Origin of the sequence: Pseudoalteromonas sp. Scap06 (assembly GCF_013394165.1) — a bacterium.
In the GTDB taxonomy this organism is placed as follows: domain Bacteria; phylum Pseudomonadota; class Gammaproteobacteria; order Enterobacterales; family Alteromonadaceae; genus Pseudoalteromonas.
In genome coordinates this window covers 1,604,681-1,621,552 of sequence record NZ_CP041330.1, presented here as the reverse complement: position 1 = coordinate 1,621,552, position 16,872 = coordinate 1,604,681, and the positions used below count along the sequence as shown (strand labels likewise).

At 40.0% G+C, this 16,872-nt stretch carries 14 protein-coding genes; 7 read left to right on the top strand and 7 right to left on the bottom strand.

Features of this window, described 5'->3' with window-relative positions; translation table 11 throughout:
• Window positions 1-33: 33 nt before the first annotated feature.
• The 4 genes from cmk to gyrA form a co-directional block, all read right to left on the bottom strand.
• The gene (gene cmk, locus FLM47_RS07390; protein WP_010389925.1) at window positions 34-744 is read right to left on the bottom strand and encodes a (d)CMP kinase; all 711 of its coding nucleotides are present in this window, start codon (window positions 742-744) and stop codon (window positions 34-36) included.
• 107 nt (window positions 745-851) lie between these two features.
• Window positions 852-2,129: a 3-phosphoshikimate 1-carboxyvinyltransferase gene (gene aroA / locus FLM47_RS07385; RefSeq protein WP_178956034.1), complete on the bottom strand. Its 1,278-nt coding sequence runs from the start codon at window positions 2,127-2,129 to the stop codon at window positions 852-854.
• On the bottom strand, window positions 2,129-3,211 hold the full coding sequence (gene serC, locus FLM47_RS07380; RefSeq protein WP_178956033.1) for a 3-phosphoserine/phosphohydroxythreonine transaminase: 1,083 nt from the start codon (window positions 3,209-3,211) through the stop codon (window positions 2,129-2,131). The genes aroA and serC overlap by 1 nt, the downstream gene beginning before the upstream one ends.
• Before the next feature lie 279 nt (window positions 3,212-3,490).
• Complete coding sequence (gene gyrA, locus FLM47_RS07375; RefSeq protein WP_178956032.1) at window positions 3,491-6,190, bottom strand: DNA topoisomerase (ATP-hydrolyzing) subunit A; 2,700 nt, start codon at window positions 6,188-6,190, stop codon at window positions 3,491-3,493.
• A 178-nt stretch (window positions 6,191-6,368) separates the two neighbouring features.
• On the opposite strand from gyrA, the gene ubiG reads away from it, so the two are divergent.
• From ubiG to yfaE, 5 genes are all read left to right on the top strand, one after another.
• Window positions 6,369-7,079, top strand: a complete 711-nt coding sequence (ubiG, locus tag FLM47_RS07370) for a bifunctional 2-polyprenyl-6-hydroxyphenol methylase/3-demethylubiquinol 3-O-methyltransferase UbiG (RefSeq protein ID WP_054200873.1) — start codon at window positions 6,369-6,371, stop codon at window positions 7,077-7,079.
• Window positions 7,079-7,759, top strand: a complete 681-nt coding sequence (locus FLM47_RS07365; RefSeq protein ID WP_178956031.1) for an HAD family hydrolase — start codon at window positions 7,079-7,081, stop codon at window positions 7,757-7,759. The genes ubiG and FLM47_RS07365 overlap by 1 nt, the downstream gene beginning before the upstream one ends.
• A gap of 410 nt (window positions 7,760-8,169) precedes the next feature.
• Window positions 8,170-10,452: a class 1a ribonucleoside-diphosphate reductase subunit alpha gene (gene nrdA, locus FLM47_RS07360; RefSeq protein ID WP_138608496.1), complete on the top strand. Its 2,283-nt coding sequence runs from the start codon at window positions 8,170-8,172 to the stop codon at window positions 10,450-10,452.
• Window positions 10,453-10,525: 73 nt separating this feature from the next.
• Window positions 10,526-11,656: a class Ia ribonucleoside-diphosphate reductase subunit beta gene (gene nrdB, locus FLM47_RS07355; protein ID WP_138608498.1), complete on the top strand. Its 1,131-nt coding sequence runs from the start codon at window positions 10,526-10,528 to the stop codon at window positions 11,654-11,656.
• The gene (gene yfaE / locus FLM47_RS07350) at window positions 11,656-11,928 is read left to right on the top strand and encodes a class I ribonucleotide reductase maintenance protein YfaE (protein ID WP_076919572.1); all 273 of its coding nucleotides are present in this window, start codon (window positions 11,656-11,658) and stop codon (window positions 11,926-11,928) included. Before nrdB ends, yfaE begins: the two co-directional genes overlap by 1 nt.
• A gap of 114 nt (window positions 11,929-12,042) precedes the next feature.
• Here yfaE and FLM47_RS07345 read toward each other — a convergent pair whose 3' ends face one another.
• From FLM47_RS07345 to FLM47_RS07335, 3 genes are all read right to left on the bottom strand, one after another.
• Window positions 12,043-12,639, bottom strand: coding sequence for a DUF1287 domain-containing protein (locus FLM47_RS07345; protein WP_178956030.1), 597 nt, complete (start codon window positions 12,637-12,639; stop codon window positions 12,043-12,045).
• 27 nt (window positions 12,640-12,666) lie between these two features.
• On the bottom strand, window positions 12,667-13,140 hold the full coding sequence (locus FLM47_RS07340) for a hypothetical protein (protein ID WP_178956029.1): 474 nt from the start codon (window positions 13,138-13,140) through the stop codon (window positions 12,667-12,669).
• 128 nt (window positions 13,141-13,268) lie between these two features.
• Complete coding sequence (locus FLM47_RS07335) at window positions 13,269-13,694, bottom strand: tetratricopeptide repeat protein (protein WP_010389912.1); 426 nt, start codon at window positions 13,692-13,694, stop codon at window positions 13,269-13,271.
• 207 nt (window positions 13,695-13,901) lie between these two features.
• On the opposite strand from FLM47_RS07335, the gene FLM47_RS07330 reads away from it, so the two are divergent.
• Together FLM47_RS07330 and FLM47_RS07325 are read left to right on the top strand one after the other, a co-directional pair.
• Window positions 13,902-14,291 (top strand): YkgJ family cysteine cluster protein, encoded by a 390-nt coding sequence (locus FLM47_RS07330; protein WP_138608504.1) that lies wholly within the window; start codon window positions 13,902-13,904, stop codon window positions 14,289-14,291.
• Window positions 14,292-14,442: 151 nt separating this feature from the next.
• The gene (locus FLM47_RS07325) at window positions 14,443-16,842 is read left to right on the top strand and encodes a TonB-dependent receptor (protein ID WP_178956028.1); all 2,400 of its coding nucleotides are present in this window, start codon (window positions 14,443-14,445) and stop codon (window positions 16,840-16,842) included.
• Window positions 16,843-16,872: the final 30 nt, after the last annotated feature.

The window sequence follows — 16,872 nt, the reverse complement described above, 5'->3', positions numbered from 1 at the left end:
AGCACTGGCGTCCTGCTGGTGCATAAAATGTGTTTAGCTTCGTTTAGGAAGCTTACCTTCAGAGATACTTGAATCTAATAAAGTTATAACTTTATCAAAGACTTGCTGTGCGTTGAGTTCGCTAGTATCAAGCTCAATCGCATCCTCTGCAGGTACAAGCGGCGCAACGGCGCGATTCATATCGCGATCATCACGTGCTTGAATGTCTTGTAATAGACCACTTAGTGTAACATCAAGCCCGCGCTCATTCAACTCAACAAAACGTCTGCGAGCACGTTCTTCTGCACTTGCGGTTAGAAATATCTTTAATGGCGCATCAGGAAACACAACAGTGCCCATATCGCGACCATCAGCAATTAAGCCATTTTCAGTTCTAAACGCACGCTGGCGACGAAGTAACGCTTCACGAACTCGTGGCAATGCCGCAACTTTGGACGCTGCAGCTCCCACTTCTTCATTTCGAATAGTGGTTGTTACATCTTCGCCTTCTAAAATAATCTTTCCTGCATTAGTATCACTGTCTATCAGAAACTGCACATCAAGATTTGCAGCTAGTGGAACCAGTGCTTCTTCGTTATCTAACGCAATTTGGTGATGAAGTGCTGCAAGTGAAAGTACGCGATAAATTGCACCGCTATCTAACACATCCCAGCCTAATTTTTCAGCCAATAAGCGACAAACAGTTCCTTTACCAGAACCACTTGGGCCATCTACGGTGATTACGGGCATTAATAACGCCGGCATTTAAAACCTCCTTCAATGCACACCAAAATAAACCGCCACATTATACGTCAATTATTAAAGATTATCCGCTTTTAGTATGTAACTTTTTATAAATACTTATAAATAGCCTATTTACTGACAGATGCTAACACGTTGAAAAATGTTGGGAATGTCTTATAAGTACAGGCCGGATCGTTAATCGTGATTGGCTTACCCCCTACCGCCACCATTGCAAAGCACATGGCAATACGGTGGTCATCATAGGTATCTACAGCCACATTATTAAATTGTTTTGGCGGTGTGATCTCAATAAAGTCATGCCCTTCAACTACTTCAGCCCCTACTTTTTTAAGCTCAGTAGCCATAGCGTGTAAACGGTCAGTTTCTTTTACTCGCCAGTTATAAATGTTGCGAATTGCCGTTGGCCCTTTTGCAAACAAGGCAACTGTAGCCAGGGTCATTGCAGCATCAGGTATTGCATTCGCATCAATATCAATACCGTTAAGCTCACCTTTACGAACAACTAAACGTTCGTCATACCAATCAATTTTTGCACCTACTTGCTCCATAACATTAGCAAAACCAATATCACCTTGAACTGATTTAGCACCGACGCCTTTAATTTCTATTTCGCCGCCGGCAATTGCTGCAGCAGCAATAAAGTAAGAAGCAGATGAAGCATCCCCTTCGACCATAATTCGCTCAACGGCTTGATACTGCTGTGCACCTTTTACAAAAAAAGTACTGTAATTATCATGCTCAACGGTAACACCAAAACGCGCCATTACATCAAGAGTAATATCAATGTAAGGCTTAGACACTAACGTGCCTTTAATTTTAATTTGAGTATCACCTTTAAATAACGGTGCAGCCATAAGAAGCGCAGTTAAAAATTGGCTTGAAATACTACCGTCAATTTCGACTTCACCACCTGCTATTTGCCCACCAACAATTTTAAGCGGCGGATAATCTTTATTTTTTAAATAACTAACATTACCACCTAAGGCTTGCAGTGCATCAACTAAGTGGCCAATTGGTCGCTCTTCCATACGTGGCTCACCAATTAACTCATACTCCCCAGCAATCGCTGCAAGCACGGCCGTTAAAGGACGGTATGCTGTACCTGCATTACCTAAAAACAGTGCTTCAGTTGGCGTTTTAAATACGCCACCTACACCTTCTACGGTCGCGATGGTTCGCTCATCATTAAGTGTCACATTCACACCGAGCTGCGCTAAGGCGCCCAACATATGACGAATATCATCACTGTCTAATAAGTTTTCTACAACCGTAGTGCCGTTTGATAGTGCAGCCAATAATAGAATGCGATTTGACAAGCTTTTCGAACCCGGCAGAGTAACACTGCCATTAACCTGTGAAATAGGCGCTAAAGAAAGTTGCTCCATTAGCTGTTCTCCTTTGCGAAAGCCGCCATAAAATCAACTAATGCTTTAACTCCTTCCAGTGGCATTGCGTTATAAATACTCGCGCGCATACCGCCAACAATACGGTGCCCTTCAAGCGCTAATAAGCCCGCTTCTGTTGACTCTTTAACAAACTTATCATTTAGGCTTTCATCAACTAACCAAAAAGGCACATTCATACGTGAACGACAATGTTTTGCTACCTTGTTGGTGTAAAAATCAGACTCATCGATAAAGTCATAAAGCAGCTGCGCTTTGACAGTATTATGTGTTTCCATGGCTTTAACACCACCATTTTGCTCAAGCCATTCAAATACTTCAGCTGCTAAATACCATGCAAATGTAGGTGGAGTGTTAAACATACTGCCTTGTTTTGCTTCAAGTGCGTAATCTAAAATACCTGGCTTAGCTAGCCCTTCACGCTCAAGTAGCGTTTTACGAACAATTACGATAGCAATACCCGATGGGCCGATATTCTTTTGAGCACCTGCGTAGATTAAATCAAATTGATTAACGTCAATTTCGCGCGATAGAATAGTCGACGACATATCGGCGACAATCGGTGCTGTTGGGTGACTGGGTACATCAAAAATCTCTAGACCATCTACAGTTTCATTTGGGCAATAATGAATATATGCAGCATCGGCTGGTAAAACCCAATCGGCTACCTGCTTGATAGAAAATAAGCCATTATCGTCATTACGTACGTCAATAGTGTGAGTTTGAGTAAACTTATCAGCTTCGCTAGTTGCACTTTTTGACCACACGCCATTTTCACAATACACCGCTTTTTTTCCATCAACGTGGAGGTTTAAAGGTACGGCACTAAATTGACCTCGACCACCGCCGTGCATAAACAGCACTTCAAACTCATCACTAATATTCATTAAGCGACGTAGACTAGCTTCACACTTAGCCGTTAATGCTAAAAATTCTTTACTGCGATGGCTCATTTCCATTACTGAAACGCCAAGCCCTTGCCAGTCTAAAAACTCTTTTTGTGCTTTTTGCATGACAGCCGGTGGTAACATTGCAGGACCCGCACAAAAATTATAAATACTCATTACCTTTTCCTCATTCCAGTAATTTACTGTTTAACTTGAACTAATACCAATCCGCAATAATACTTAATCATTTTACGGGGCTAAACGTGTCGCTACCTGCGTTAAAAAATTCTCATTTAAACAACTAAATAGCAAATTTTTTGCCTAGCTATCAACACGTTTTTCCAGCCTTAAAATAGACCACTTAATTAAGTGAATTGGTATTAAACTAATTCAAGTGTCTTTAGTTTTTTTCAACCACATAAAAAAAGCGGCCAAGGCCGCTTTTTTCAATCTCAATTATTCTGAAGGAGGATTGTCATCCGCTACTTCATCTATAACCGTATCTACTGTTTCAACGTCTTCGATATCAATCAAGTCACTTTCAGTCACTTCAATCTCTTCTATACGTTGTAAACCAACTACTTGCTCTTCGTCAATAGTTCTGATCAAAATAACACCTTGGGTGTTACGTCCAACCGTAGAAACTTCATTAACGCGAGTTCGTACTAAGGTACCACGATTCGAAATAATCATTATTTCGTCGTTGTCATCAACTTGAACAGCACCAACAACGGCACCATTACGCTCACTCACCTTAATTGATACAACACCTTGTGTTGCACGACTCTTAGATGGGTAGTCTTCAAGTTGAGTACGCTTGCCGTAACCATTTTCTGTTACTGTTAATATTGCACCATCATTCTTAGGTACAATCAGTGATACAACACGTTGTTCGTCTGGCATCTTAATACCACGAACACCTGTTGCAGTACGACCCATAGGGCGTACACCTTTGAAGCGAATCTCAGGCTTACCTTCTTCATCAAGAACAGGGTTACCATTTTCATCAACTACCGTGGTTTCTTCAGCTTCTTTAAAGCGTACAACTTTACCCGCATCAGTGAACAACATAATTTCGTTGCTACCATCGGTAATATCAACACCAATTAAGCTATCACCTTCGTTTAAGTTAACGGCAATAATACCGCTAGCACGTTGACGGCTGTATGCAGTCAATGGTGTTTTCTTAACCGTACCAAATGCTGTCGCCATAAAGATGTATTTATCATCTTCATAATCGCGTACCGGCAAAATAGCAGTAATACGTTCATCTGCTTCAAGCGGTAATAAGTTAACAATTGGCTTACCGCGCGCTGCGCGACTTGCAAGTGGTAACTGATACACTTTAAGCCAATATAATCGACCCGCAGTAGAGAAACATAAAATAGTATCGTGCGTATTGGCAACAAGTAGACGTTCAATGAAATCTTCATCTTTCATCTTGGTTGCTGACTTGCCTTTACCACCACGACGCTGCGCTTCGTAATCACTTAACGCTTGATACTTAACGTACCCTTCGTGTGATAAGGTCACAACCACGTTCTCTTCGTTAATTAAGTCTTCAAGGCTAATATCGTGTGCAGCTGCATTAATTTCAGTGCGGCGCTCATCACCATATTGTTCTTTAATTTCAACTAACTCATCACGAATAACTTCCATTAAACGTTCCGGACTTGCCAAAATGAATAATAGTTCAGCAATTAGGTCTAGTAACGATTGGTATTCAGTAAGAATTTTTTCGTGTTCAAGACCTGTTAGTTTATGCAAACGTAAGTCTAGTATTGCTTGAGCTTGTTGCTCAGAAATATAGTACTGACCATCACGAATACCAAGATCGCTTGCTAGCCAATCTGGGCGGGCAACATTGTCTTCACCTGCTTTATCAAGCATGGCTTTAACATTACCTAATTCCCAAGGACGCGCTGTTAGTGCAACTTTTGCTTCAGCAGGTGTTGGTGACTTACGAATAAGTTCGATAATTGGGTCAATATTTGCCAGTGCAATCGCTAAACCTTCTAGCGTGTGCGCACGGTCGCGGGCTTTGCGTAAATCAAATACCGTACGACGGGTAACAACTTCACGACGGTGAATAATAAATTCTTCAAGCATTTCTTTTAAGTTGAAACACTTAGGTTGGTTATTAATTAACGCAACCATATTCATACCAAACACAGTTTGTAACTGAGTTTGTGAATAAAGGTTGTTCAAAATAACTTCACCTACGTCACCACGTTTGATCTCGATAACGATACGCATACCGTCTTTATCTGATTCATCACGTAATGCGCTGATCCCTTCAATTTTTTTATCTTTAACTAGCTCAGCAATTTTTTCAATCAAACGGGCTTTGTTAACTTGGTAAGGGATTTCATGAACAATAATCGTTTCGCGGCCAGTTTTCTCATCAGTTTCAATCTCAGCACGCGCACGCATGTACACTTTACCACGACCGGTTTGATAGGCTTGTTCAATGCCTTTTTTACCATTAATAATGGCCGCAGTTGGGAAATCAGGCCCTGGGATGTAATCCATTAACTCAGTAATAGTTAATTCAGGGTTTTGAATAAGCGCTAAACAGCCATTCACTACTTCTGTTAAGTTGTGTGGCGGGATATTTGTCGCCATACCAACAGCAATACCTGACGAACCATTAACTAACAGGTTAGGTATTTTAGTCGGTAACACATCAGGAATTTGTTCTGTGCCGTCGTAGTTAGGCACAAAATCAACCGTTTCTTTTTCAAGATCGGCTAATAATTCGTGCGACATTTTTGCCATACGTACTTCTGTATAACGCATTGCCGCTGCTGAATCACCATCAACCGAACCAAAGTTACCCTGACCATCAACTAGCATATAACGTAGTGAGAATGGCTGAGCCATACGTACGATGGTGTCATAAACTGCACTGTCGCCGTGTGGGTGGTATTTACCGATTACGTCACCGACCACACGGGCCGATTTTTTGTAAGGCTTGTTCCAGTCATTACTAAGCTCGTTCATTGCAAACAAGACGCGGCGGTGAACAGGTTTTAAACCGTCACGTACGTCTGGTAATGCACGTCCTACAATTACACTCATGGCGTAATCTAAGTAGGAGTTTTTTAACTCGTCTTCAATATTGACTGGCAGAATTTCATTGGCGAGATCAGTCATTTGATATCACATTCCTTCAGTATCAGCTCTTAACAACCCAGTATTAGGTATTAAGAGTGTTTGTTATTATTTCTAAGCAACCATGCTATCACAATTAATTTTAATTTACAGGCGCAAAACTTTGCGATTTATCAATTTAGCCCTATATAATGGCCTCAGATTGACGAGGAAGTATTTTATGACCGAACATCAAAATGTAGATAACGCAGAAATAGCAAAGTTTGAAGCCATCGCAGAGCGTTGGTGGGATTTAGAAGGCGAATTTAAGCCGCTTCACGAAATTAATCCATTACGATTAGATTTTATCGCTGACAAAACTAAAGGATTATTTGACAAAGAAACCCTCGATGTAGGATGTGGCGGCGGTATTTTAAGTCACAGCATGGCGCGAATGGGTGCAAAGGTAACAGGTATCGATATGGGGCAAGAGCCTTTAACTGTCGCTAAGTTACACAGTTTAGAAACAAGTGTACCCGTTGAATATATAAAAGTACCTGCTGAACAATTTGCTGATGAGCACCCTGAGCGCTTTGATGTGATTACTTGCATGGAAATGTTAGAGCACGTTCCCGACCCTGCTTCTATTATTCATGCGGTCGCTAAATTAGCAAAACCTGGGGCGGATGTATTCTTCTCTACCCTTAATAAAACCCCTAAAGCTTATTTATACGCTATTGTCGGTGCAGAAAAACTGTTAAAAATGGTGCCTGAAGGTACCCATGACCATAAAAAGTTTATTAAACCTGCGCAATTAATCGCATGGGCAGAACAAGCAGGCTTGAAGGTACGTGCCAGTGCAGGATTAAGTTACAACCCACTTTCAAAGCAATATACGGTTAATGATGACGTCAGCGTAAATTATATGCTGCACTTTGAGAAGTTAGCGTAATGGCAAGCTTGCAAACACCTACTAGCCCAATTGAATATCAAGCATTGCTGTTTGACTTAGATGGCACTTTACTCGATACCGCTGATGATTTAGGCGCCGCGCTAAATAGTGTGCTGCATAATCATCAACAGCCCTTAGTGGGCAGTGATATATATCGACCCGCAGCTTCAAATGGCGCAGCAGCATTACTTGCTGCTGGTTTTAAAGAAGCTTGGGCGCAACAACCGCAAGAGCAACTTTTAGCAGAGCTAGTTGCACACTACGCTGCCAATATTGCCACCCATACCCAATGCTTTGTAGGTATAGAACAGTTACTCATTGCCCTTGATAATAAAGGGATCCCGTGGGGCATTATGACAAATAAGCCTGGCTTTTTAACCGATCCTTTAGTCGAGGCGATTCCTGCATTAAAAAATGCTCAAATTGTGATAAGTGGTGATACATTAGCTGAATCTAAGCCCTCACCCCTTCCTTTATTACATTGTGCTGAGCAAATGAGTGTTGATCCTTCGCGCTGCCTATATATAGGTGATGCACAGCGAGATATACAAGCAGGTAAAGCTGCGAATATGCACACCGCTACCGCACTGTGGGGATATGTACCGAGTATAGACGAAGCATTGGCTTGGAATGCAGATTTTAATTGGCATAGCCCTATAGATGCATTCAACCACATATAGTGCCATGTTAATTAATAAACACTACATATTGTGATTGTGTTAGTTTTTACGCAAAGCTTGATGATAAAAAAAGCAGACGAAATTTATTTTTAAAAAGCGTAAATTTAATCTTTCCTTAGTTGATTTTTACAAATTTCAACTTAACCGAATGATCAAAGGTTAATGCCTACTAACACAATTACGTTATCCCAACGTTATCCACAATGAGAGCGGTTTCTGTCCCTTGCAAAAGATCACAGACCACACTATCTTGTGATCTCTAATTTGAACAACACCAGATATTGTGGCTAAATGTTATTCGATTAAATTTACCTATGCGGTGGAAATAACAATAAAAGAATAGGCACTGGGCGTTTTAAGTGCACTCATTGGTCAAAAATATTTAATTCCCAAGGAATACAGGCAAAACTATGAACCAACAGTTATCTGTAAGCAAACGTGACGGCCGTAAAGAGCCGCTTGATCTAGACAAGATCCATCGCGTTATTGAATGGGCCGCCGAAGGTTTAAACAACGTTTCGGTTTCACAAGTTGAACTTAAATCGCATATTCAATTTTATGACGGTATTCGTACTAAAGATATTCATGAGACGATTATCAAAGCCGCTGCGGATCAGATCTCAAAAGAATCACCTGATTATCAGTATCTTGCTGCTCGTTTAGCTGTATTCCATTTACGTAAAAAAGCGTATGGCCAATTTGAGCCACCGCGCCTTTTTGACCACGTTACTGACATGGTTGAACAAAAACGCTACGACGCACATTTGCTTGTTGATTACACAGAGCAAGAACTTGATGAATTAGATGCTTACTTAGATCATTCACGCGATCTTAACTTTAGCTACGCAGCAGTAAAACAGCTTGAAGGTAAATACCTAGTTCAAAACCGTGTAACCGGTGAAATTTACGAAAGTGCACAGTTTTTATATATATTAGTTGCGGCAAGCTTATTCTCAGATTACCCACGTGAAACGCGTATTGATTACATCAAACGTTTTTACGATGCGGTCTCATTATTTAAAATTTCTTTACCTACACCAATTATGTCGGGTGTACGTACACCAACGCGCCAATTTAGCTCATGTGTACTGATTGAGTGTGGCGACAGCTTAGATTCAATTAACGCGACATCATCAGCGATTGTTAAATACGTTTCTCAACGTGCCGGTATTGGTATTAATGCCGGACGTATTCGTGCATTAGGTAGCCCTATTCGTAACGGCGAAGCGTACCACACAGGTTGTATTCCTTTTTATAAGCATTTTCAAACAGCCGTTAAAAGTTGTTCGCAAGGCGGTGTACGTGGCGGAGCCGCTACTTTATTCTACCCGCTTTGGCATTTAGAAGTAGAAAACCTACTGGTACTTAAAAACAACCGTGGTGTTGATGATAACCGCGTACGTCACCTAGACTACGGCGTACAGTTTAATAAATTAATGTATTCGCGTTTAATTAAAGACGATTACATTACCTTATTTAGCCCTTCAGACGTGCCGGGCCTTTACGACGCATTCTTTGAAGATCAAGACGAATTTGATGCACTTTACGTAAAGTATGAACAAGACGAGTCAATTCGTAAAAAACGTATTAAAGCCATTGAACTGTTTTCTATGTTTGCTCAAGAACGTGCCAGCACCGGTCGTATTTACTTACAAAATGTTGACCACTGTAATACACATAGCCCATTTATTTCGAAAGTGGCGCCTATTCGTCAATCTAACTTATGTTTAGAAATTGCATTACCGACTAAGCCACTGAACAATGTAAATGATGAAGAAGGTGAAATTGCCTTATGTACCTTGTCTGCATTTAACTTAGGCGCGATTGAGTCACTGGATGAATTAGAAGAGTTAGCTGAGCTTGCAGTACGTGCACTAGATAACTTACTTGATTTCCAAGACTACCCAGTACCGGCGGCAAAAAATGCCACTATGGGACGTCGTACCCTAGGGATAGGTGTGATTAACTACGCCTACTACTTAGCTAAAAACGGTAAGCGTTACTCAGATGGCAGCGCAAATGCACTCACGCATAAAACATTTGAAGCGATTCAGTACTACTTAATGAAAGCATCTAATGAGCTGGCAAAAGAGCGTGGAGCATGTCCTAAATTTAACGAAACTACGTACTCACAAGGTATTATGCCAACAGATACGTATAAGCGTGATTTAGATAAAATTTGTGATGAACCACTGCACCTTGATTGGGATACGTTACGTGCCAACATTAAAGAGCACGGTATGCGTAACTCAACGCTGAGCGCATTAATGCCATCAGAAACATCATCGCAAATCTCAAATGCAACCAATGGTATTGAGCCACCACGTGGCCATATTAGTGTTAAAGCAAGTAAAGATGGTATTTTAAAGCAAGTTGTTCCTGAGTACGAACGCCTTAAAGATAACTATGAGTTACTGTGGGATATTCCATCAAACGATGGTTACTTACAATTAGTAGGCATAATGCAGAAATTTATCGACCAAACAATTTCAGCAAATACTAATTATGATCCAAACAGATACGAAGGCGGTAGAGTACCTATGAAAGTCTTACTAAAAGACTTACTCGGTGCCTACAAGTTAGGTGTTAAAACACTGTATTACCATAATACCCGCGATGGCGCATCAGATGCTCAAGAAGACACTCCAGAAGTGGAAGATGATGATTGTGCAGGCGGCGCGTGTAAAATTTAATAGTTAAACTTAAAGCGGGCGCCCTGCCCGCTTTGTCCTGATAGTTTTAGTGATAGTTTTTTGAGTGATAAACATGTCTTATACTACTTTTAGCAGAAACCATAATAACCAAATGCAAGAGCCAATGTTTTTTGGTCAAACCGTTAACGTGTCACGTTACGATCAACAAAAATACCCTATTTTTGAAAAACTAATAGAAAAACAATTGTCTTTCTTTTGGCGACCTGAAGAAGTTGATGTAAGTAAAGACCGTTTAGACTTTCAAGCGCTTCCCGATCACGAGAAGCACATATTTTTAAGCAACTTAAAATATCAAACGCTGCTTGATAGTGTTCAAGGTCGTTCGCCTAACGTAGCGCTATTACCGATTGTGTCTATTCCTGAGCTAGAAACATGGATTGAGACATGGGCGTTTAGTGAAACTATTCATAGTCGTTCGTACACCCATATTATTCGTAACGTAACCCAAGCACCTGAACTCATTTTTGATGACATTGTTAGCAATGACAAAATAAGTGAGCGTGCCGATGCGGTAACTACTTATTATGATGACCTAATCAATTCTGTATCGCTTTACAACCTATACGGTGAAGGCAAACACGAAATTAATGGCCAAACCGTGGTAGTTAATTTATTTGAGCTGAAAAAGAAATTGTACCTGGCAATGATGTCAGTGAACATTTTAGAAGCCATTCGCTTTTATGTGAGCTTTGCTTGCTCATTTGCGTTTGCCGAGCGTGAATTGATGGAAGGTAATGCTAAAATTATAAAGCTTATTGCCCGTGATGAAGCACTCCACCTTTCAGGTACTCAGCATATTTTAAATATCATGCAAGATGGTAAAGATGACCCTGAAATGGCGATTGTTGCCGCACAGTGCCGTGAAGAAGCAATTAAAATGTTTGTTGAAGCCGCAGAGCAAGAAAAAGAATGGGCCGAGTACCTATTTAAAGATGGCTCGATGATTGGTTTGAATAAACACATTCTATGTCAATATGTTGAGTACATTACCAATGCGCGTATGACCGCGATTGGTCTGCCTGCACAGTTTGAAAATAACAGTAACCCTATTCCATGGATCAACTCATGGTTAGTGTCAGATAACGTGCAAGTTGCTCCTCAAGAGGCCGAAATAAGCTCATACTTAGTTGGTCAGATTGACTCACAAGTAGATGCCGATGAATTTGGTGACTTTGATTTATAATGACTGATAGAACCACTGCAAGTATCACACTTGCAGATAACAGCCAGCGCATTGATTTTGCCGCTGGCTGCCCTTCTCTTTTACATTGCCTAGAATCGAATAAGATTGATGCCGCTTACCAATGCCGTGAGGGATATTGCGGTGCGTGTCGAGCAACACTTGTCTCTGGTGAAGTTAATTACAATGAAGAGCCGTTAGCGTTTGTTCGCGATGGTGAAATACTCTTGTGTTGCTGCAAACCAAATGGTGATATCAGTATTAATTTAAAGTAAGTAACTCACATTAAGCGTATTTAACAGCACTAGAATAATATATAACAGCTAGGTTTGTACCAAACCTGTATGCCGTGTTTTTAAACTCAAACACGCCTACTAGTACAGTGTTATTTACTCTGAATATTTTGCAGGCACAAATCGGTAATGACCCGTAATTGTATACGCAAAAAGCATATCGCTCATTTCTGGTCCACGACCAATATTATGCACAATAAGCGGGTTGCCGCTGCCCTGCGCTATTTCATTAACGACCATACCGATATGCGGTAAATTACCTGGCAGCATCCAAGTAACTATGTCACCGGCTTTATAATCCTCTGCATTAAGCGATTTAGTTAACACTTTTGCATGGCGCTCAAAGTAAACTTGTAAGTTAGGCACACGTCGATGATCAATATTTTTATCTGGCTTGGTTAATCCCCAAATACGCTTAGAAGGATATGCACGAAAATTGTTCTGCATGTCTTCGTGTACTAACTTTTGCAAATCAACACCAAGCTGCCGGTACGACCTAATTAAAACATCGGTACACACACCAATATTAGCGGGCACATCACCACCTGGATACTCAAGTTGATGATAGGCACCATCGTAAGTTACTGGTTGTGTTGTTCTATAGATTAATGCATTAACGATATCATCATCAAAAGAGCTCGCCTGCACATGAAAAGTAAATAGAGCTAGTGAATAAAACAAAAAACGTGACATATAAATTCCTTTTATAATAGTAATTAACTAAAGCTGTTGCGTAATGTAGTCAGGAATATTAAATTTATTTCCATTACTGGTATAGTGCGCATCAAGTTTATAGGCCATTTTTTCAAGTGGAGCATCATTGTAACCACAGGTTTGGATTTCATTGATGTAACGCATTATAAAAGCGTGCGCACCGAGTTCACGCCATTGAACTACATGAACAAGCTCATGAAAATGCACTCTTAAATTATGCACAGCGTTAGGTAGTATATAATATGTATTTTTATAGGTTATTCCAGCTACATCCATATCAATAAAATTGCTTAAACCAAGTTCACGTAAACTTGTAAAGTCAGGTTTAGGAATTTTATCAACAACTACATAAAATGCAGTTTTCAAAAATTCATTTGGGTAAAAGCCCTCAAACTCGCTAGCAAATTTTTCACAGCATATTCTTTGATTTGCATATTCGCTATTCGTTTTATCAATCCATTGTTCTATTTGCGCTAGCATTTTTTCTCCAAAAAATTACTCGGTAAGTTATTTATAAGTATTTTATGAAGTTGAACTTTATCTTCTTCATAAAAAAGCGCCAAGTGTAAACTACTGGCGCTGATTATTAATAATCACTATAAAGTTTCCTAACCTTCTTCTTCAACCAGTGACTCTAATAGCTCATGGATCTCTGACTTTAATTCTTTGTCTTCAATTTTATTCGCACTGACTTTTGCATCTTGTAGATTTTTAATCGCCGCTTCTTTATCACCCAGCTCAAGCTGCAAAGTAGCCATAGAAAATGCAACCGACGACATATGATCTTTGTTATTAATTTCTATCGACTTCTGCAACGCTTTTTCGTAAGTCTCAATAGCGTCTTCTAGCTCTTCGGTAAAATCTGCTAGAGTTTCCCACTGTACAGGGTGATCTTTAGCGGTATTTTCGTTTTCAATACAAATTGCTTTGAGCTCTGCATATAAAGATTCAAACTGTTTAGTATCATTTTTATTGGCAGCTGCCATCAACTTTTCTGCTAAATCGTGAACCGCTTTGTATACTTTAGTATTCATAATTACTCGCTACCTTAATTAATGCGCCTATTTAATTTTTTACAGCGCTGTGTCAGAAACCTATTATCTAATAATACATTATTATTAAGCGCCGCGTTGTTACAAAAGTAGTATAAGCAACAAAAAGCACTGTTTAGTTTATTGACACGGATATTAGAGTGCTACACTTAATGCTTACTATTAACAGCAACAGTAAAAATCTACCCTATGCAAAATTGCAATCAATGCGGTAAGTGCTGTACCAAATATGGTGCGGCAGATTTAGATACTAATCAGGATGAAATTGAAATGTGGGCGTTATTCAACCCTGAAATATTTCAATACGTTAAAAACGATCAATTATGGTTTGACCCAACGACGGGTGAGCAATTAACGCAATGCCCATTTTTAGAGCTTGCCAATAAAGCATCCCCTGAAGAAAAAGATAAATATACTTGCAGTATTTATCATGACCGACCCCAAGATTGCAGGCATTATCCGAGTTTAATTTCAGAAATGATAAACGATGACTGTGAAATGCTCGAACCAGTCGATAAGCAAAATCATTTTAAAGCACAAAAAAAGTTAGACATACTGATGATAGACAGTCGCTCTTAAATTTAACTGTAATAATACCGTGCTAGATTAAATTTATCGCTCTATTGTGTTATTCAACGCAAATTTTAAAGTTATAGTATAACATTGTTGATAGCATAATTTTGTAGTGTTATATTATATCACAACATAACAACCACGAATTGAAGTAACTATGACTAAGCTAACACTCATATCCTCAGCACTACTGTCTGTTTTGTGTTCTCACTCTGCACTTGCTGCGACGATTAACGGCACGGTAACAGACACAAAAAAGCAACCCATTGCCAATGCCACAATTCATGTTCATGGTAAGTCAAAAAGCGTGCAAAGTAATGCACAAGGCCAGTTTAGTATTGACATAGATTCTAAGAGTCAATTACATATCAGTAAAGATAACTACCTAGATTCTCGTATATCGCTTGAAAATACAGACAACACTATTGATGTTACTTTAAAGCCAACTTCGGTTGAAACTGTTGTTGTATATGCCTCTGCCCTGCATAAAAATAGCTTAGAAATGATTTCACCAGTAAGTGTGCTATCAGGCGATGAGCTAAAAAATAAAGCTAAGCCGACGCTAGGTGAGACACTTAAAGGCATACCAGGCGTTAATGCTAGTTATTTTGGCCCTGTTTCATCAAGTCCGATTATCCGCGGCTTAGGTGGTCCTCGAGTTAAAATTACACAAAATGGTTTGGATAGCAGCGATGCGTCTCGCATTGGACCTGATCACGCTACATCAAGTGACAGCCTAGCGGCAGAGCAAATTGAAGTGTTACGTGGCCCAAGCACTCTACTTTATGGCTCTGGTGCTATTGGTGGTGTAGTCAATGTGGTTGATAACCGTATTCCAACCAATAACATTGACTCTCTATCTGGAGCTGCCCAATACACACACGATACAGTTTCAAATGCGAATACCTACGCAGCAAAACTAGAAACGGGTAGCAATAACTTTAATTTCCATTTTGATGGTACTAAACGCAGCGGTGATGATTACCAAACACCTCGTTTTAATTTACCGGATGAACATGAAGAAGGTGAAGTACATGTTGAAGGCGATGAAGAAACAGCTACTTCAGTTGAAAATACCTTTATAGACAGTGAAACAGTTAATTTTGGTACTAGCTATGTGGGTGAGCATTTAACCGTTGGATTTTCATACGGTAATATCGAAACAGACTATGGTATTCCAGGCCATTCACATGCTCATCATGAACACGATCATGCACATGAAGAAGCAGGCGAGCATGAAGAACACGAAGGTGAAGAACATTCAGAAACACCTGTTTATGCTCATTTAGAACAAGACCGTTGGCAGGGGCTGGTAAGTTATGCATTTCATGATAACTGGATTGAGTCTATTAACCTACGTCTTGGTTACACAGACTATACCCATAGTGAAATTGAAGACGGCGCTATTGGCACCACTTTTAGTAATGAAACCACTGAAGCACGTTTAAACGTAGAGCATCAATTAGGCCAATGGCATGGCATGATTGGCTATCACTATAGTGAGTCTGATTATGACGCGATTGGTGAAGAAGCCTTTACACCTGCAAGTATCACTACGACTCATGCGCTATATTTACTTGAAGAACGCAAGTTTGGTGACGTCACCGTAGAACTTGGCGCCCGTTTAGAAGATTATGAGATAAAAAGTGATGTAGATACGCATCAGCACAGCCATGATGACGAACCTGTATCAGCAGATGAAACTGTTAACTACACCCAAAGCTTTACTAATCTAAGTGCCTCAGCAGGTGCGATTTGGGAGTATATGCCAAGTCACAACCTAGCCGTTAGTTTGTCACATTCAGAACGTGCACCACTTTCAGCGGAGCTACTCTCTAATGGTGTGCATATTGCTACCGGGACTTATGAACTTGGTTTGGGTTACCATATTGAAGGTAACGAAGCGCATTTTGAGCCTGAAGAAATTAAACAAGAAACATCAACTAATCTAGATATTAGTTTACGTCGCTTTAGTGGAGACTTTGGTTACACTGTCAACTTTTTCTATAACGACATTAAAAACTTTTATTATCAGCAAAACACAGGATTAGTGTTTGATGAAATGGATGGTTTTGAACCTGCAGCCAATGGTCACAGTGACGCAATTGATGTTTATCAGTTCACAAGTAAAGATGCTGAGCTGTATGGTTTTGAATTTGATGTACATTATCAAATAAACCCCAGCGCCATGGTAAAAGTATTTGGTGATTCTACTCGCGCCAAACTAAAAGATAATGAAGGAAATTTACCACGCATTCCTGCTAATAAATTGGGTTCAGAACTTCAATACACCCTAGGTAGCGCACAATTTACCTTAACAGGAACACATTATTTTGAGCAAAATGATATTAGTGCATACGAAACAGCAACAGATGGCTATACATTGATTGATTTACAAGCCAATTATCAGCTTGATTTAGGTGCCGTTGACTCACAGCTTTACCTAAGTGTTGATAACATTACTGATGAACTTGGTTTTGTACACAGCTCGTTTATTAAAGACACCGCGCCACTTCCTGGTCGTAACTTCCAATTTGGAGTAAGAGGCTACTTTTAAGCAAAGATCAGTTTAATGAGACAATAAAAA